Origin of the sequence: Bradyrhizobium sp. ISRA436 (genome assembly GCF_029910015.1) — a bacterium.
GTDB lineage: Bacteria > Pseudomonadota > Alphaproteobacteria > Rhizobiales > Xanthobacteraceae > Bradyrhizobium.
This window is the reverse complement of sequence record NZ_CP094519.1, coordinates 4,194,335-4,211,803: the sequence shown is the minus strand read 5'-3', so window position 1 is coordinate 4,211,803 and position 17,469 is coordinate 4,194,335. Positions and strand designations below refer to the sequence as shown.

The window sequence follows — 17,469 nt, the reverse complement described above, 5'->3', positions numbered from 1 at the left end:
CCGCACCGACCATGTGATATTGCGATGACGTTTCGATGACATTGATGTTCCAGCCGCTTCCGCCGTCAAGCCGGGCGGCCCCGTTCACGCATCGCGCAACAACTCCGCCGCCAGTGCCCGCGTAACCGGCCGGCCCAGCCGGAGCGCCTCGGTGTCCAACAGCTCGACCGCTTGCCGGACGGCGGCATAGGAGCGCTCGATCCGGGTGGTCAGGTAGCTCACGATCTGCTCGTCCACGGTCATCTGGCGGTCGGCGCAGAATTTCACGATGAGGCCGCGGAACAGCTGATCGTCGGGCGGCAGCAGCGTCACCGTCGGCACCGCGCGGAGCCGCGAACACAGGTCGCGCAGGTCGATCTCGAAGGCCGATGGCGATACGCGGGCCGTCAGCAGCACGAAGGCGTCATCCTGGCGCGCGAGATTCATCAGGTGGAACATCGCGCGCTCGTCGAAATCCGACGGCCTGAGGTCTTCAACCACCAACGCGCCGGTCGCCAGCGCGCCGGGCACGGCATCCGCAGTGAGCGCGTGCGCCGAGGTCGAGCGCGCGCCGGCGTGCTCGGCCCAGATCGCGGCGAGGTGGCTCTTGCCGGAGCCCTCCGGCCCGACCAGCAGCATGATGCGGTTCGGCCAGTCAGGCCAGCGGTCGACGAGCGTCAACGCGGCTTCGTTGGCCGGCCCCTCGAGGAAATCGTCTCGCGTCAGTCTCTCCTCGTGCGGCAGTGCCAGGGCCAATTGACGAGGTTGAACGCTACCTGCCACACAAATCTCCAAACCAGGCTATCGGGCTTCGATCGTGCTCATGTGTCGCAGCCACTCCACGAGATAGAGGGACACCGAAACCAAAGTAAAGATCGTGACCAGCCCCATCAGGATCAGGTCGTAGGGGTGCGGCTGAAAGCCGAAGCCGAGCGAGGCCAGCACCAGCGCCGCGAACGCGACCTGCGCCACCGTGTTGAGCTTCGACACCATCAGCGGCTTCATCTCGACCGGCTTGTCGAACAACCATGACACAATCACGGCGGACACGATCATGATATCGCGCGACACGACGAGGATCACGAGCCAGCGCGGCACCGCGCCCCAGATCCCGAGCGAGACATAGATCGACACCAGCAGTGCCTTGTCGGCTAGCGGATCGAGCAGGGCGCCAAGCTCGCTCGTCATGTTGAAGCGCTTGGCAAGAAACCCGTCGACCGCGTCCGAGACCCCGGCGATCACGAAGATCGCAAACGCGATCTCCATCTGGCTGGAGACGATGGCCCAGACGATCACCGGCACCAGGATGATGCGGCCGAGGGTAATGATGTTCGGAATGCTCAACTTGGTCGCTTCCCGGCTAGAAGCCTGATTTTACTCAATATCCGGCTCTTGGCAGCAACGGACCGATGTTATCTACATAGTATCGTGGCCGCATTGCCGCGAGCCATTGCACGGGGGCGGAATTCCTCGTAACCAGCCCCTGATCATCTGGAATTGGGCATGACCGAGCGCAAAAACGGGCTCACTTACGCGGATTCGGGCGTCGACATCGACGCCGGCAATCGTCTGGTCGATCTGATCAAGCCGATGGTGCGGGCGACCGCACGGCCCGGCGCGGATGCCGAGATCGGCGGCTTCGGCGGCTTGTTCGACCTCAAGGCCGCCGGCTTCAAGGATCCCGTCCTGGTGGCGGCGACCGACGGCGTCGGCACCAAGCTCAAGATCGCGATCGAAACCGGCATCCACGGCGGCATCGGCGTCGACCTGGTCGCGATGTCGGTGAACGACCTTGTCGTGCAGGGCGCGGAACCGCTGTTCTTCCTCGACTATTTCGCCTGCGGCAAGCTCGATCCGGAGGCCACCGCCGCGATCGTCGCCGGCATCGCCGAAGGCTGCCGGGAATCCGGCTGCGCCCTGATCGGCGGTGAGACCGCCGAGATGCCCGGCCTCTACAAGGACGGCGACTACGACCTCGGCGGCTTTGCCGTCGGCGCGGCCGAGCGCGGCACCTTGCTGCCGAGCGCCGATATCGCCGTGGGCGACGCGGTGATCGGCTTGACCTCCTCGGGCGTGCACTCCAACGGCTATTCGCTGGTGCGCAAGATCGTCGAGCAATCCAGGGTTCGCTACGATGCGCCCGCTCCGTTCTCGCCGGTGATGACGCTGGGCGCGGCGCTGCTGACGCCGACGCGGCTTTACGTGAAATCCTGCCTGCGCGCGATCCGCGAGACCGGCGCGGTGAAGGGCCTCGCCCATATCACCGGCGGCGGCTTCACCGACAACATCCCACGTGTGCTGCCCAAGCATCTCGGCGTTGGCATCGATCTGTCGCGGCTGCCGGTCCTGCCGGTGTTCAAATGGCTGGCGGAGCTGGGCGGCATCGCCGAGCTCGAGCTGCTGCGCACCTTCAACTGCGGCATCGGCATGATCGCGATCGTCAAGGCTGATGCGGTCGACCGGGTAACCGAGGTCTTCACCGCAAGCGGCGAGACCGTGGCAGTGCTCGGCGAGGTGATCGCGGCCAAGGACGAGCATCGCGTGGTCTACAGCGGTCATCTCGATCTCGCCCAATGAAGCGCCGGGTCGCCATTCTGATCTCCGGCCGCGGCTCCAACATGGCCGCGCTGATCGAGGCCGCCAGGGCACCGGACTTTCCGGCCGAGATCGTGGTCGTGATCTCCAACCGCGCCGACGCCGCCGGGCTTGAGAAGGCGGCCGCAGCCGGCGTTCCGACCGTCGTCGTCGAGAGCAAGCCGTTCGGCAAGGATCGCGCCGGCTTCGAGGCGGTGCTGCAACGGGCGCTCGACGAAAAGCAGGTCGAGCTGATCTGCCTCGGCGGCTTCATGCGGCTGTTCACCGCCGATTTCGCGCGGCGCTGGTATGGCCGGATGCTCAACATCCACCCCTCGCTGCTGCCGTGTTTCCCCGGCCTCGATCCGCACGGCCAGGCGTTGCGCGCGGGCGTCAAGCTTTCCGGTGCGACGGTGCATTTCGTGATCCCGGAGACCGACGCGGGTCCGATCGTGATGCAGGGCGCGGTCACCGTCGCCGATGACGACACGCCCGAGACGCTCGCCGCGCGCGTCATCACAATCGAGCATCGCATCTACCCCGAGGCGCTGCGGCTGTTGGCGAGCGGCCGGCTGGAGCTGGACGGGGACCGCTGCAGGACGCTGGGCAGCGCCGCGTCCGATCGCACGTTGATCGCGCCGATGGGGTGAGGCGCGTAAGCGCAAAAAAGAAATCCCCCGGGGTGATGCGGCCGGGGGAGGCATCAGGATTGGTTGCGCCGACGGCGCCGACGTTCAGTTGACCTTGAGATTTTCCGCCGACGTCTTGCCGCGGCTCTCCACCAGCTCGTACTCGATCGCCTGGTTCTCGTTGAGTGTGGTAAGGCCTGCGCGTTCGACCGCCGAGATGTGAACGAACACGTCCTTGTCTCCGACTGCCGGCTTGATGAACCCGTAACCCTTGGTCGGGTTGAACCACTTGACGGTACCCTTCGGCATCGCCTTTCTCCCAGTTTAGACATAAAAAAGACGCGGCCACGTTTCGCACGTGCCACGCCACAAACGGGCTTCCCGGTGTCTGTTCAATTCCCGAATCTTCAAGTCCGAAGTCTTGTCTCTCGAAGCCTTGGATCTCAACGTCGCGAAACGCACAGTCGAACGGCCGCAGTCCGATTGTGCAGGGATTGCAACATGAAAATCCTGAGTTAGCAAGCCTCCGGCGCAGGGCGACAGTTTCGTGTGGCGCAACCGGAGCCTGTGGCCGCCGGAGACAATCTGTTGCATTCGGCCAATGGCCGACAGCCAGGGAACCGGACGACATCTCCGGGCACGGCGCGCGCTACCCCCGGTCAACCCGCACCACGCGGCCCTTGTCGATGGCGAGCGCGAGCTGGCCGTGCTTCAGCTTCAACGCGGCCTCGCCGAACAATTCGCGACGCCAGCCGTGCAGGGCGCCGACATCGGCATTGTCGCTGGCCGCGATCTGCTCGAGATCGTCGACGGTCGCGATCACCTTGCTCGCAACCGCGTGCCGCTCCGAGGTCATGCGCAGCAGCACCTTCAACAGTTCGACGGTGGCAGCGCCATTCGCATTGTTGCGCGGCTTTTCCAGCTTCGGCAGCGAGGCCTGGTCGCGCGCGAGCCCGCGCTGCACGGCGGCGATGATATCCGCGCCCCATTTCGAGCGCTCGAAACCTTTCGGCAGCGAGCGCAGATTGGCGAGCTTATCGAGCGACGTCGGCGCATGGGTTGCGATATCGCCGACCGCGTCGTCCTTCAGCACGCGCGAGCGCGGCACGTCGCGGCTTTGCGCTTCCTGTTCGCGCCAGGCCGCGACCTCGATCAGGACGGCGAGCTCGCGAGGCTTGCGCACGCGGGTCTTGAGCCGCTCCCAAGCACGCTCAGGGTGGAAGTCGTAGGTCTTCGGCGAGGTCAGAATCTCCATCTCCTCGCTGACCCAGTCGCTGCGGCCGCGCTTCTTCAGGTCGGCGTCGAGCGTCGCGAACACCTCGCGCAGATGGGTGACGTCGGAGACGGCATAGAGGACCTGCTCGCTGGTCAGCGGGCGGCGCGACCAGTCGGTGAAGCGGTGGGTCTTGTCGGGGCGGTGCCCGGTCACGCGGTCGACGAGCTGGTCGTAGGCGATGCTGTCGCCGTAGCCGAGCACCATGGCGGCAACCTGAGTGTCGAAGATCGGATGCGGAATGGTGCCGGAGAGGTGCCAGACGATCTCGATGTCCTGCCGCGCGGCGTGAAAGACCTTCAACACCGCCTCGTTCGACATCAGGTCGAAGAACGGTTTGAGGTCGATGCCCGGCGCCAGCGCGTCGATCACGACGGCTTCGTCCGCGCTCGCCATCTGCACGACGCAGAGCAGCGGGTAATAGGTGGTCTCTCGCAGGAACTCGGTATCGACGGTGATGACCTTGTGTTTGGCGAGGCGGCCGCAGACGGCCGCAAGTTCGGAGGTGGTGGTAATCAGATCCATGAAGTGTCCATGACGCTCAAGACACGCGTTCTGCCGAAAGGGCAGTCATGTCAAGGGTCTTGCTGGGACTTTGGCTCTGCATATGGGGCAGGACTGGGCCTTTTTCCATGCCTTTGCGGTCTCGCGGCACGGAATGCGCCCGAGGTTTGCTGTGTTTTCGCCCCCTCCGGGAGAGAGGGCGCAGGGAAAGCCGGGTGCCGATCGCACCCATGGGTCCCGTGCAAATGGAAAGCACGGGAGGTAGGACCACAGGTGAAACCGGAAAACACTCCGGCTTTCCCTGCGCGATGGTTTACGGCTTATACGTGCTCTCCCCGGCGAGACTGGGCTTTGTTGTCACCGTCATCAGCGAGAGAGCTTGCTCTTGCTGATGAGACACCTGCCACTAGGGCGTCAGGCCTGCACGATTTCGCCGTCCGCCTCATGCGTGCTCGTCAGTCACGCGCTCGGCGTCCACCGCATCTCGACCCAACACTCGTGACGATCGCGAAGCGCCCCTCAGACAGGTGAGACGGGCTATTCATACACTGAGTTGCAATTCTGATAAACAGAAATATTTTTGCATGAGAGGCTTGCGCCGTCGGGCAAATCAGTGATTGGCGATCTGCATCGTCACCTCGCCACGGCGAGATAAAGGCTGAGCGTGACGACCGACACGATGGTGGACGCGAGGATGACGTTGGAAGTCATGCTCGCCTCGCGCCGGTAGAACTCCGCCAGCATGAAGGGACCCGTTCCCGTGGGAAGGGCGGCGAGAAGCACGGCGGTGTGCGTGAGCAGCGGCGACAGGCCGAACACCAGCGTCGCCATCACCCAGGTGACGGCCGGTTGCAGCACGAGCTTGAAGCCGACGAGCAGGGCCGCCGACCCGATGTCCTGTTCGGTCCCGTCGCGCTTCGCTGCGAGAAACAGTCCGAGCGCGACGAGCGCGCAGGGCGAGGCCGCGCCGCCGAGCAGCTTCAGGAAATTCTCCGCGGGGCCGGGGACGTTCAGGCCGGCGAGCGGAATGATCGCACCCAGCGCGGGCGCCACCAGCAGCGGATTGAGCAGCAGCGAACGGCCCACCTTGATAATGACGTGCCTGCGGCGCTTCTCGGTTTGCAGGCCGGTTTCGATCAGCACAATCGCGATCGCAAACAGCATGCAGACCGTGATGATCGTGGCGATCAGGGTTGGAGCCAGCGCCTCGCGGCCAAGCGCTGCCACGGCCAGGGGAAAGCCGACAAACCCGGTGTTCGCGTAGCCCGCGTTGAGGCCGTCGATGGCGGCATCGACCAGCTGCTGGCGGCCGCGCCAGCGAACGGCAATCGTCAGGCAGAACACCAGCGCCGCCCCGATGCCGAAGGCTGCGATGAAGCTCGGCTGCCAGACGTCGGCCCATTGGGCATGGGCGATGATGTCAAAGAGCAACGCGGGCAGGGCGAGGTAGACCACGAACCGGTTCAATTCCCCCGACGCGTGGGGCCCGACCGCGCCGGTGCGGCGGGCGACCCATCCGGCGAAAATCAGCGAGAAAATGGGGAGGATGGCGGTGAGGGTGGAGAACACGGGGAGAGCCTGACTTGAAGGGTGCGCCTTAGCTCTATGCGGCGGCTCTGTTATCATCCAATACTGATTGGCGTACCTGTTCATACCTTTTCGGTATCGATGATCGACATCAGGCAAATGCGCTACTTCGTGGCGCTCGCGGAAACCCTGCACTTCGGCCGGGCGGCGGAGCGGCTGCACATCAGCCAGCCGCCCCTGAGTCGCCAGATCGCCGCGCTGGAGAAGGAACTCGGCGTTCGCCTGTTCGAGCGCCAGTCGCGGCGCGCGACGCTGACCCATGCCGGCCGTCGCTTCCTCGAAGACTCCTGCGCGGTGCTGATGAGCTTCGATCAGGCCTGCCGCAACGCGCGCCTCGCCGAATGCGGCGAACTGGGCGAGCTTTCGATCGGGTTCATGATGCACGCCGCCTATACGAGCCTGCCGAACCTGGCGCGGCGCTACATGGCCGATTACCCCGAGGTGCACGTGGAGTTGCGCGAGGTGGTGCCCGGCGCGCTCGCCGACGCGGTGCTGACCGGGCGGTTCGACGCCGCCATCATGTTCAATCCCGGTCCCATCAAGGGCCTTGAGACGCATATCATCCATCGCGAGCGATTGTGCCTGGCGCTGCATCCCGATCATCCTCTCGCCGCGCGTGATCTGGTCAGCGCCCAACAGCTCAAGGGCGAGCCTCTGATCGCGACCCCGACCGAGGCCGCGCCGATGCTGCGCGAGGCGATCGTCCGCTACTGCCGTTCCGGCGGGTTCGAACCGAATGTCCGGCTCGAGGTAGAGCTGCAGCAGACCATCGTGAACCTGGTGGCCGAGAATCTCGGCATCGCGCTGGTGCCGGAATCGATGGGCAAGCTCGGCATCGCCAACCTGGTGCAGCGCGATCTGGACAACGCGCCCGCCATCGAGCACGTGATCGCGTGGCGGCCGGGCAACCTCAACCCGGCGCTTCGGCCATTCCTCGCGGCAGCGCGTGCCGCTCCGGAATAGCGGGCGAGACGGGCAAGGCTGAGGTGTCGAAACAGGGGGGCTGGCGTCGCGTGCGACGCGCCGGCCGCGCCACGCCGAAATAGAAATAAATGCGGGCGGGCCCTTCCGACGAGGATGCTAATGGCATGCGCTCACGCGAGCAGCCGTCGATGCGATCTCGTAATGCAACGACGGGCCGCTCACTCGTAGCGCATGTTCTTCGACGGCCGGCGCGCAGCGGGCATCGCCAGCACGACGAGGCAGAGCGCGATCATCGCCATTCCGATGAATTCAAAGGCAAACGCATCCACGGCTCATTCTCCCCCATCACCAATCGTTAGACTTGTTGGGGGAGCGTTGACGACTTGTTAAACCTTATGGTTACCGCGCGTGGGCGCGAGGCATGGTGGAAGGTGAGTTAATGCTCACGAGATGCTCTTCGCGGAATCTCGGAAGCACTTGCAAGTGCCTCCGATTGGAAGTCCCAGCCGAGGAGTGATCGATCATGCCGCCAGGGCGTCCTGGTTGATCTCGCCCTTGGCCAGCGTCGTCAGCAGTGCGTCGGCGTGGCGTTCTTCCTCGAGGCTGTCGTGCAGCAAGCGCTGGTCGTCCCGCAGGTCAAGCTGGCCCGCGAGCGCAGCCGCGCTGCCATAGGCGGCGATCTCGTAATGCTCGAGCCTCTGCGCCGACGCGATCAGCGCGGCATCGCGCAGATTGTCGTCGGGCAATATCGAGACCATCTTGGCGGTCTCACCGATCAGGGCCTGCATGGCCTGGTCGGTGTGCAGGTCAGGATCGGCGCCATGCGTCCTCAGAAGCGATTTCAGCCGCTCGCCCTGTACGATGGTTTCGCGGTGATGGCTGCTAAACGCATCCTTCAGCGACGGATGCGACGCAACCTCCGCCATGCGCGGCAAGGCTGCGGCGAGCTGGGTCTCGGCGCTGACCAGTTCCTGCAGTTCGGCGATGTACATGTCCTTGAAGGTCGTGATCTTCATGCTGGGCACCTTTCTCGTCTCGGCGCGAGAGCGTCAGCTCGACGCGCTGTTCGCTGGATCAGAATCTATCGCTCGATCGTGCCGGTCCGGCGGATCTTCTTCTGCAACAGCATGATGCCGTAGAGCAGCGCCTCCGCGGTGGGCGGACAGCCAGGCACGTAGATGTCCACCGGGACGATGCGGTCGCAGCCGCGCACGACCGAGTAGGAATAGTGATAGTAGCCGCCGCCATTGGCACAGGAGCCCATCGAGATGACGTAGCGCGGCTCCGGCATCTGGTCGTAGACCCTGCGCAGGGCGGGGGCCATCTTGTTGCATAGTGTTCCCGAGACGATCATGACGTCCGACTGGCGCGGCGAGGCGCGCGGTGCCGCGCCGAAGCGTTCTACGTCGTAGCGCGGCATCGACACCTGCATCTGCTCGATCGCACAGCAGGCAAGTCCGAAGGTCATCCACATCAGGGATCCCGATCGCGCCCAGGTCACGAGATCGTCGAGCGGGGCGACGAAAAAGCCGCGGTCACCAAGCTCATTGCTCCGCTCGTCGAACCACGTCCGGGTCAACGTCATCGTCATTGCGGTTCCTCCATTCTCACGCGGTGTGACCGCCGGAACCGGAATCGATCGGCGTCTTCTTCGCCCGTTGTGGCGTCATCTTGGCCGGGTCCGGTTGTCCGGGCACGCCGCGCGGCCCGAGTTGCTGCCGCTGCAGGTCGTCCTCCGAGAGCGCCGGCTCGACACCGTTTGGATTGCTGCGCTCGAACGCGGCTTTGCGGCTCTGTTCGCGCTCGTCCATCCTGGCTCTCCGTCATCGAGGCGGGACGGAACCTCGCGGCCACGCGTCCCGCGATGTCCGGCCAACGATTAGCGCCGGAAATCGTTGCTAAAAATTCGAGGCCGCGCGGCTGACGGAGCTGATGCCCGCCGCCCCGGTGAAACTCACGCCACGAGCTTCGGCAGAGCCACGGCGAGCGCGTCCACGGCGAGGCGAACCTTCAGTGCGTAGATGGAGTAACGGGCCGGCGGATTAGCCGAAGGCGTAATCCGCCGCGCCACTTGCCGAGAGGCGCGGATCGCGCTGACGCTAATCCGTCCTGCGAAGCTGGAGCCTCACGTCCCGCAGAACGTCTGCGTCACGCGCTGTTCGGGCAGTGGCGGGTCTGCATAGGCCACATACTGCGGCTGATCTTGATACGGCTTCGCCAGCACCGTCAGCAGTTCCTCAAACGGCGCGTAGTCGTCCGCGTTGACGGCGGCCGCGATCGCGGCCTCGATGCGGTGGTTGCGCGGGATGAAGGCGGGATTGACCGCGTGCATCGCAGCCTTGCGCTCGGCCGCCGACTGCGGCTCCAGCGCCAGGCGCGCGCGCCAGCGGCCGGCCCATTCGTCGAACACGGAAGGATCGGTGAACTGCGCGCGGACGTCGGCGGCGTCATCGGCTGCGGCTTCGCCGAGCTGGCGGAAGGTCAACGTGAAGTCGGCCTCGTTCTTCGCCATGGCGTCGAGCAGGGCCTGGATCAGCGCCTCGTCGCCCTCGCGAACGGTGAACAGGCCGACCTTCCGGCGCAGGCCCGAATTATAGGCCACGGTGAACTTTTCCGGGAATTCGCCGAGGATCGCCTGCGCCTGTTCGATTGCCTTGTCCGTGTCGTCGGAGAATAGCGGCAGCAAGCATTCGGCAAGCCGGGTCAGATTCCATAAGCCGATCCGCGGCTGGTTGGCATAGGCGTAGCGGCCCATCTCGTCGATCGAGGAAAACACCTGGGCCGGGTTGTAGGCATCGAGGAACGCGCAGGGGCCATAGTCGATGGTCTCGCCCGAGATTGAGGTGTTGTCGGTGTTCATCACGCCGTGGATGAAGCCGACCAAAAGCCAGCGCGCAACGAGGTCGGCCTGCCGCGCCACGATGCCGGCCAGCAGGTCGTGGTAGGGGCGCTCGGCGCTCTTCAGCTCCGGATAGTGCCTGGCGATGACGTGGTCGGCGAGCGCGCGCACGCCGTCGGTGTCGCCGCGGGCGGCGAAGAACTGGAAGGTGCCGACGCGGATATGGCTCGCCGCGATCCGGGTCAGCACCGCGCCCGGCAGCGCGGTCTCGCGCATCACAGGCTCGCCGGTGACGACGGCGGCGAGCGAGCGGGTGGTCGGGATGCCCAAAGCGAACATCGCCTCGCTGACGATGTATTCGCGCAGCACCGGACCGAGCGCGGCGCGGCCGTCGCCGCGGCGGGAGAACGGAGTGGGGCCACTTCCCTTGAGCTGGATGTCGCGGCGGACGCCGTCCCTGTCGATGACCTCGCCGAGCAGGATGGCGCGGCCGTCACCGAGCTGGGGCACGAACTGCCCGAACTGGTGGCCGGCATAGGCCATGGCGATCGGGTCGGCCCCGTCGGGCAGGCGCTTGCCGGCGAGGATTTCGGCGCCCTCGGGCGTCGACAGCAGGTCCGGGTCCAGCCCGAGCTGGACGGCGAGCGGCCGGTTCAGCTTGATCAGGCGGGGGGCGGCGACCGGGGTCGGCGCGACCCGGGCGAAAAAGTTCGCCGGCAGCGCCGAATAGGTGTTCTGGAACGGGAAGTGGACGGTCATGTCCAAAAGATAGGCCGGCTGGGCGAATAGGCAAACGCCTGCCGCCAGGCGGGGTCAAAATGTGCGGTTTCGTCCCGAAACCGGGCGTTCCCTTGGTTGCCGCACCCGGCCGCCTCAGGTAAACCCTGCGCAACTTCGGCACCGGCCCTCGAGGCCTGCCGATTCGTTTCCTCCGACATCAGTTTTTGGGACTAAAATGCATCGCTACCGGTCACACACATGCGGCGCGCTCCGAGAGGGCGATATCGACCAAACGGTCCGGCTCTCGGGCTGGGTCCACCGGGTCCGCGACCATGGCGGCGTGCTGTTCGTCGACCTGCGCGACCATTACGGCATCACGCAGTGCGTGGCCGACCCGGACTCGCCGGCCTTCGCCGAGGTCGAGAAGTTCCGTTCCGAGTGGGTGGTGCGGATCGACGGCAAGGTGCGCCGCCGCCCCGCCGGTACCGACAATCCCGAACTGCCGACCGGCATGGTCGAGATCTACATCAGGGAGATCGAGGTGCTGGGCCCTGCGGCCGAGCTGCCGCTGCCGGTGTTCGGCGAACAGGAATATCCTGAGGACATAAGGCTTAAGTACCGTTTCCTCGACCTGCGTCGCGAGAAGCTGCATCAGAACATCATGACCCGCGGCGCGATCGTCGATTCCATGCGCAAGCGGATGAAGGAGCAGGGCTTCTTCGAATTCCAGACCCCGATCCTGACGGCGTCGTCGCCGGAAGGCGCGCGCGACTTCCTGGTGCCGTCACGCATCCATCCCGGCAAGTTCTACGCGCTGCCGCAGGCGCCGCAGCAGTACAAGCAGCTCCTGATGATGTCGGGCTTCGACCGCTACTTCCAGATCGCGCCGTGCTTCCGCGACGAGGACCCGCGCGCCGACCGCCTGCCGGGCGAGTTCTATCAGCTCGACGTCGAGATGAGCTTCGTCACCCAGGACGACGTGTTCGCGGCGATGGAGCCGGTGATAACAGGCGTGTTCGAGGATTTTGCCAAGGGCAAGCCGGTCACCAAGAACTGGCCGCGCATTCCGTTTGCCGAAGCCGTGCGCAAATACGGCTCCGACAAGCCCGACCTGCGCAACAAGATCATCATGCAGGAGGTCTCCGAGCACTTCCGCGGCTCCGGCTTCAAGGTGTTCGCACGGATGCTGGAGGACCCGAAGAACCAGGTCTGGGCGATCCCCGGCGTGGGCGGCGGCTCGCGCGCCTTCTGCGATCGCATGAACTCGTGGGCGCAGGGCGAAGGCCAGCCCGGCCTCGGTTACATCATGTGGCGCGAGGGCGGCGAGGGTGCAGGCCCGCTTGCCAACAACATTGGCCCGGAGCGGACCGCGGCGATCCGCGATCAGCTTGGCCTGAAGGAAGGCGATGCCGCGTTCTTCGTCGCCGGCGATCCGGAGAAGTTCTGGAAGTTCGCAGGGCTCGCGCGCACCAAGCTCGGCGAGGAGTTGAACCAGATCGACAAGGATCGGTTCGAGCTCGCCTGGATCGTCGACTTCCCGATGTACGAGTACGACGAGGAGAACAAGAAGATCGACTTCTCGCACAACCCGTTCTCGATGCCGCAGGGTGGCCTCGACGCGCTGAAGACGCAGGATCCGCTGACGATCAAGGCGTTCCAGTATGACATCGCCTGCAACGGCTACGAGATCGCCTCCGGCGGTATCCGCAACCACAAGCCGGAAGCGATGGTGAAGGCGTTCGAGATCGCGGGCTATGGCGAGCAGGAAGTCGTCGATCGCTTCGGCGGCATGTACCGTGCCTTCCAGTACGGTGCGCCGCCGCATGGCGGCATGGCGGCCGGCCTCGACCGCATCGTGATGCTGTTGTGCGGCACCACCAACCTGCGCGAGATTTCGCTGTTCCCGATGAACCAGCAGGCCATGGACCTGCTGATGGGCGCTCCGTCCGAAGCAACCCCGAAGCAGTTGCGCGAGCTTCACATCCGGACCAATCTGCCGCAGAAATGACGGGCGCATACCCGAACCGCGCAAGCTGTCTGGAGCATGCCTCGACCATAATGACGGGATGACGCTTTCCAGGAAACGTCATCCCGCTTTTGCCTCAAGTCTTAAGTCGGGCCACCGAATTTCAGTGCGGGGCCGAGGGGGAGTGCATGTCGTCATCGTCTGAAGAACTCCACAACGCGGCGCTCGCCTATCATCGCCTGCCGCGGCCGGGCAAACTCGAGATTCAGGCGATCAAGCCGCTCGCCAACCAGCGCGACCTCGCGCTGGCCTATTCGCCGGGCGTCGCCGCCGCCTGTACCGAGATCGCCACGAACCCGGCCGAGGCCGCCACCCTGACCGCCCGCGCCAACCTCGTGGCAGTGGTCTCGAACGGTACCGCGGTGCTCGGCCTCGGCAATATCGGGCCGCTGGCCTCGAAGCCGGTGATGGAAGGTAAGGCGGTGCTGTTCAAGAAGTTCGCCGGCATCGACGTGTTCGACATCGAGATCAAGGCCGACACCATCGAGCGCGTGGTCGAGACGGTCGCGGCGCTGGAGCCGACCTTCGGCGGCATCAACCTCGAGGACATCCGCGGCCCTGAGTGCTTCGAGATCGAGGCGCAGCTCAAGGAGCGCATGAAGATCCCGGTATTCCACGACGACCAGCACGGCACCGCGATCATCGTCGCGGCCGCGATCGTCAATGGCTTGCTGCTGAACGGCAAGAAGCTTCCCGATGTGAAGATCGTCTGCTCGGGCGCGGGCGCGGCCGCGATCGCAACCCTCAATTTGCTGGTCTCGATGGGTGCGCAGCGCAAGAACATCTGGGTCTGCGACATCGACGGCGTCGTCTACGAGGGCCGCAACACCACGATGGACCGCTGGAAGGCGGTCTACACGCAGAACACCAGCGCGCGCGTGCTGGCGGACGTGATCCCGGGAGCCGACATCTTCATCGGCCTGTCCGCGCCCGGCGTGCTCAAGCCCGAGATGGTCAAGCAGATGGCGGACCAGCCGCTGGTGATGGCGCTCGCCAATCCGGTGCCGGAGATCATGCCAGACGAGGCGCGCCAGGCGCGGCCCGACGCCATGATCTGCACCGGCCGGTCGGACTTCCCGAACCAAGTCAACAATGTGCTGTGCTTCCCGTTCATCTTCCGCGGCGCGCTCGACGTCGGCGCCACTGCGATCAACGAGGCGATGAAGCACGCCGCGGTCGACGCGATCGCGCAGCTCGCGCGCGATCCGCCGTCGGATGCGGTGGCCCATGGCTTCGAGAGCACCGAGTCCCAAGGGTTCGGTCCGGGCTCGCTGATCCCGAGCCCGTTCGATCCGCGCCTGATCCTGCGCATCGCGCCGGCGGTGGCAAGGGCCGCGATCGAATCCGGCGTTGCGACCCGGCCGATCAAGAACTTCGACGAATATTGCGCCGAGCTGCAGCGCTACGCGTTCCGCTCCGGGCTGACCATGAAGCCGGTGTTTGCCAAGGCGAAGACCCAGCCGGTGCGGGTGATCTACGCCGAAGGTGAGGACGAGCGCGTGCTGCGGGCCACGCAGGTGGTGCTGGAAGAGAAGCTGGCCCGGCCGATCCTGGTCGGACGTCCGTCAGTGGTGGAGACCCGGATCAAGCGCTTCGGCCTGTCGATCAAGGCCGGCCGCGACTTCGACCTGATCAATCCCGAGGACGATCCGCGCTATCGCTCCTATGTGCAGTCCTACATTGACGTCGCCGGCCGGCGCGGTGTGACGCCCGACGCGGCGCGTACGGTGGTTCGCACCAACAACACGGTGATCGCCGCGCTGGCGGTGTCGCGCGGTGAGGCCGACGCGATGCTGTGCGGGGTCGAGGGCCGCTTCATGAGCCATCTGCGCCATGTCCGCGAGATCATCGGCTTCCTGCCGGGGATCAGCGACTACGCGGCGCTGTCGCTGATGATCACCACCAAAGGCGCCTATTTCCTCGCCGACACCCAGGTGCGGCCGAACCCCAGCGCGGAGGAACTCGCCGAGGTGGCGTCGCTGGCGGCTGTTCATGCCCAGCGCTTCGCCTTCAAGCCCAAGGTCGCCTTCGTGTCACATTCCGACTTCGGAAGTTATGATACGGACTCGGCGCGCAAGATGCGCCGCGCTACTCAGCTCCTGAAGGACAGGCATCCGGAGATCGAAGCCGACGGCGAGATGCAGGCCGATACCGCGCTCTCGGCGATCGCTCGCAAGGCCGTGCTGCCGCAGTCGCGGCTGGAGGGCGAGGCCAACATCCTGATCATGCCGACGCTGGACGCGGCCAACATCGCCTATCAGACCATCAAGGTGCTGGGAAATGCCTTGCCGGTCGGCCCGATCCTGATCGGTCCGGCGCGCCCGGCGCACATCCTCACCCCCGGCGTGACGGCGCGCGGTGTGCTCAACATGACCGCGGTTGCCGCCGTCGAAGCGCAGGAGCGCGCCGGCCGCGCTCAGCCGACGCTGTTCGGCTAGGGGGAGGAGGCGAGACGGATTCGATTTGATCGAAGCAGGCGGAGCGACCATAATCGCGTCGTCTGCTCCGTCCGACTCCCGCCATTCCGTGAGGCCGACCCATGCCAGCATTCATCGTCTTCGGGCGATTCCTGTTCGCCGTCCTGTTCATCTATTCGGGGGTGACCAAGCTGCTCGGCGTACAGACGACGGCGGATATGCTCACGGCCAAGGTGACCATTCCCGACGTCATCGCGCCCTATACCCAGCAGATCGAAACCTTCGCCGCGATGCCATTCATGCAGCTCCTGGCGATCGCGATCGGCTCGTTCGAGATCCTCGCCGGCCTGATGATCGCGTTCAACCTGCTGGCGCGCTTCTTCGCGATTCTTCTGATCATCTTCATGTGCTTCGCGATATTCTACTTGCACGATTTCTGGAATCAGCCGGCGCCCGATAATGCCAAGACCCTGATCGATGCGCTGAAGGACCTCTCGCTGATCGGCGCGCTGTTCATCATCGCCGGCTACGGCCGCGGCCCCCGCAAGAACGACCCGACTTACGGGGATGTGTAGCACCGGGCGAAGCGAGCCCATTGGACGTCGGGGAGGCGGAGATCAATCGATCGTGTGCGGCGGTGCGATCTCACGCATCCAGCGGGAGATCGTGCCGTTGTCCGATCCGTCCGGGCTGGGCCGCATGCGCGCTCCGAGCAGGGCCGCCTCCCGTGCTGCGCGCGGCGTGATGCCATAGGCCGCCTTGAAGGTGCGCGTGAAATGCGCGTCGGTGCCGAGCTGCCAGCGCCGCGCGACCTCGCTGATCCTGAGACCGCGCGCGTCGGAACCCGCGAGGTCGAAGAACGCGCGATGGAGGCGGCGGCTGCGGATGTACTCGGCGATGCCGCCGACCGGGGCGAACAGCCGGTAGAGCGAGGCCCGGGACAGGCCGAAATGCACCGCGATCGAATTTGCCGATAGATCGTCATCGCCGAGCTTCGCCTCGATGTGTTGGCGAATCCGCATCAGCGATGCGCCCGCCCTCATGCTATGGTCTGCATTGCGACGCTCCAGTTCGTTGCGGAGGCAGGCGACCATCAGCGCGATCGTGCCTTCGACCACCGACTGGCATTCGTCGAGCGTCATGCGCGGGGCGAATTCGAACAGCGCAGTGAGGTGCCCGGCCAGCAGCTGGGCGAGCACGCCGCTGCCCGGCAGGACGAGGCCATGCAGATCCTCCACCTGGATGAGGTGGCTGTCGAACAGCGGGCGCGGCACGACGAGTGTGACATTCTCGAACGGCGTCGCCTTGGTTTCCAGCGTCTGCGCGAGGTCGAACAGGCAAATGTCGCCGGCGCGTACACGGATCGGCACGTCGCTGGCGATGCCGTCAAAGCCGCCTTTCGCATACAGTTGCAGGATGATGTGATCGACGCCGCTCCGCGCGATGGTTTCGGTGGTGCGCCGGAACCGCTGGCCGCTGGCGCGGCTCAGCCCGATCAGCGCGGGCCCCATTGCATAGGAGCAGAGGTCAGCTCGGAATGGTTCCGGCTCGCCGTGCGCCAGTTCGTCGACGTCGAACAGCGTCGCGACAGCCTCACGCCAGGCTGCAATGTTCGCTTCGGCATCCATGCGCTCAGCAGCAAAACCAAACGTCGGGAGCAGGGATGATACGCGCGCGGCATCGCCCATCAGTCCGGACGTTTCGTTCCGGTCGCTTGTCGTGAGGTCGTCGGTCATTCGCGGCTGACGTTCAGTTCTCCTGGAAGGCACGATCGTCACCATCAAGCAGGCTCGCTCGCAGCCTGTGCTTTTTTATCTCAATTCGGTTGATGGATTGTCTCCGACCGTCCGGGCCTCCGGGTGTAGGTTGATATCGTCCGAAGGAGAAGTGGCTGCGGCGAGGGCGCCGTCTCATCCACCGCGCGGGACGGATAGCCACGTTCCTTCTCGAGCGTGTTTGCCGCGATGGCGGAGATCACCCGCCGGGCCGGGCGCCAT

15 protein-coding genes and 1 pseudogene are annotated in these 17,469 nt (G+C 65.3%); 6 read left to right on the top strand and 10 right to left on the bottom strand.

Going from position 1 to position 17,469, the window contains the following annotated elements; genetic code table 11:
- Window positions 1-84: 84 nt before the first annotated feature.
- Both MTX23_RS19985 and MTX23_RS19980 read right to left on the bottom strand, forming a co-directional pair.
- Window positions 85-762 (bottom strand): chromosomal replication initiator DnaA, encoded by a 678-nt coding sequence (locus MTX23_RS19985; protein WP_280971923.1) that lies wholly within the window; start codon window positions 760-762, stop codon window positions 85-87.
- Between the two features lie 18 nt (window positions 763-780).
- Window positions 781-1,323: a CDP-alcohol phosphatidyltransferase family protein gene (locus tag MTX23_RS19980; RefSeq protein ID WP_280971922.1), complete on the bottom strand. Its 543-nt coding sequence runs from the start codon at window positions 1,321-1,323 to the stop codon at window positions 781-783.
- Window positions 1,324-1,482: 159 nt separating this feature from the next.
- Between MTX23_RS19980 and purM the strand changes: the two genes are divergently transcribed.
- The gene (gene purM / locus MTX23_RS19975) at window positions 1,483-2,556 is read left to right on the top strand and encodes a phosphoribosylformylglycinamidine cyclo-ligase (RefSeq protein ID WP_280971921.1); all 1,074 of its coding nucleotides are present in this window, start codon (window positions 1,483-1,485) and stop codon (window positions 2,554-2,556) included.
- Complete coding sequence (purN, locus tag MTX23_RS19970; RefSeq protein ID WP_280971920.1) at window positions 2,553-3,203, top strand: phosphoribosylglycinamide formyltransferase; 651 nt, start codon at window positions 2,553-2,555, stop codon at window positions 3,201-3,203. The genes purM and purN overlap by 4 nt, the downstream gene beginning before the upstream one ends.
- A gap of 84 nt (window positions 3,204-3,287) precedes the next feature.
- On the opposite strand, the gene MTX23_RS19965 is transcribed toward purN, so the two are convergent.
- From MTX23_RS19965 to MTX23_RS19955, 3 genes are all read right to left on the bottom strand, one after another.
- Window positions 3,288-3,491, bottom strand: a complete 204-nt coding sequence (locus MTX23_RS19965) for a cold-shock protein (protein ID WP_280971919.1) — start codon at window positions 3,489-3,491, stop codon at window positions 3,288-3,290.
- A gap of 340 nt (window positions 3,492-3,831) precedes the next feature.
- Window positions 3,832-4,980: a ribonuclease D gene (gene rnd / locus MTX23_RS19960; RefSeq protein ID WP_280971918.1), complete on the bottom strand. Its 1,149-nt coding sequence runs from the start codon at window positions 4,978-4,980 to the stop codon at window positions 3,832-3,834.
- 612 nt (window positions 4,981-5,592) lie between these two features.
- Window positions 5,593-6,528, bottom strand: coding sequence for an AEC family transporter (locus MTX23_RS19955; RefSeq protein ID WP_280971917.1), 936 nt, complete (start codon window positions 6,526-6,528; stop codon window positions 5,593-5,595).
- A 117-nt stretch (window positions 6,529-6,645) separates the two neighbouring features.
- Here MTX23_RS19955 and MTX23_RS19950 point away from each other — a divergent pair, with 117 nt between their 5' ends.
- A complete protein-coding gene (locus tag MTX23_RS19950) occupies window positions 6,646-7,509 on the top strand; it encodes a LysR family transcriptional regulator (RefSeq protein WP_280971916.1) in 864 nt (287 codons plus the stop codon).
- Between the two features lie 482 nt (window positions 7,510-7,991).
- On the opposite strand, the gene MTX23_RS19945 is transcribed toward MTX23_RS19950, so the two are convergent.
- The 4 genes and pseudogenes from MTX23_RS19945 to MTX23_RS19930 all read right to left on the bottom strand — a co-directional run bounded on the left by MTX23_RS19945 (window position 7,992) and on the right by MTX23_RS19930 (window position 11,068).
- Window positions 7,992-8,486, bottom strand: coding sequence for a DUF892 family protein (locus MTX23_RS19945; protein ID WP_280971915.1), 495 nt, complete (start codon window positions 8,484-8,486; stop codon window positions 7,992-7,994).
- Between the two features lie 65 nt (window positions 8,487-8,551).
- Window positions 8,552-9,019, bottom strand: a pseudogene (locus tag MTX23_RS19940) (NADH-quinone oxidoreductase subunit B family protein); the annotation flags it as partial.
- A 58-nt stretch (window positions 9,020-9,077) separates the two neighbouring features.
- Entirely contained in the window at window positions 9,078-9,281 is a 204-nt protein-coding gene (locus MTX23_RS19935; RefSeq protein ID WP_280971914.1) for a hypothetical protein, read from the bottom strand.
- A gap of 314 nt (window positions 9,282-9,595) precedes the next feature.
- Entirely contained in the window at window positions 9,596-11,068 is a 1,473-nt protein-coding gene (locus MTX23_RS19930; protein WP_280971913.1) for a protein adenylyltransferase SelO, read from the bottom strand.
- 196 nt (window positions 11,069-11,264) lie between these two features.
- On the opposite strand from MTX23_RS19930, the gene aspS reads away from it, so the two are divergent.
- From aspS to MTX23_RS19915, 3 genes are all read left to right on the top strand, one after another.
- The gene (gene aspS, locus MTX23_RS19925; RefSeq protein WP_280971912.1) at window positions 11,265-13,037 is read left to right on the top strand and encodes an aspartate--tRNA ligase; all 1,773 of its coding nucleotides are present in this window, start codon (window positions 11,265-11,267) and stop codon (window positions 13,035-13,037) included.
- A 146-nt stretch (window positions 13,038-13,183) separates the two neighbouring features.
- Window positions 13,184-15,493 carry an NADP-dependent malic enzyme gene (locus MTX23_RS19920; protein ID WP_280971911.1) on the top strand — a complete coding sequence of 770 codons (2,310 nt, stop codon included), beginning with the start codon at window positions 13,184-13,186 and terminating at the stop codon, window positions 15,491-15,493.
- 101 nt (window positions 15,494-15,594) lie between these two features.
- Window positions 15,595-16,047: a DoxX family protein gene (locus tag MTX23_RS19915; protein ID WP_280971910.1), complete on the top strand. Its 453-nt coding sequence runs from the start codon at window positions 15,595-15,597 to the stop codon at window positions 16,045-16,047.
- Window positions 16,048-16,089: 42 nt separating this feature from the next.
- Here MTX23_RS19915 and MTX23_RS19910 read toward each other — a convergent pair whose 3' ends face one another.
- Window positions 16,090-17,208 (bottom strand): helix-turn-helix domain-containing protein, encoded by a 1,119-nt coding sequence (locus MTX23_RS19910; protein WP_280971909.1) that lies wholly within the window; start codon window positions 17,206-17,208, stop codon window positions 16,090-16,092.
- Window positions 17,209-17,469 lie beyond the last annotated feature (261 nt).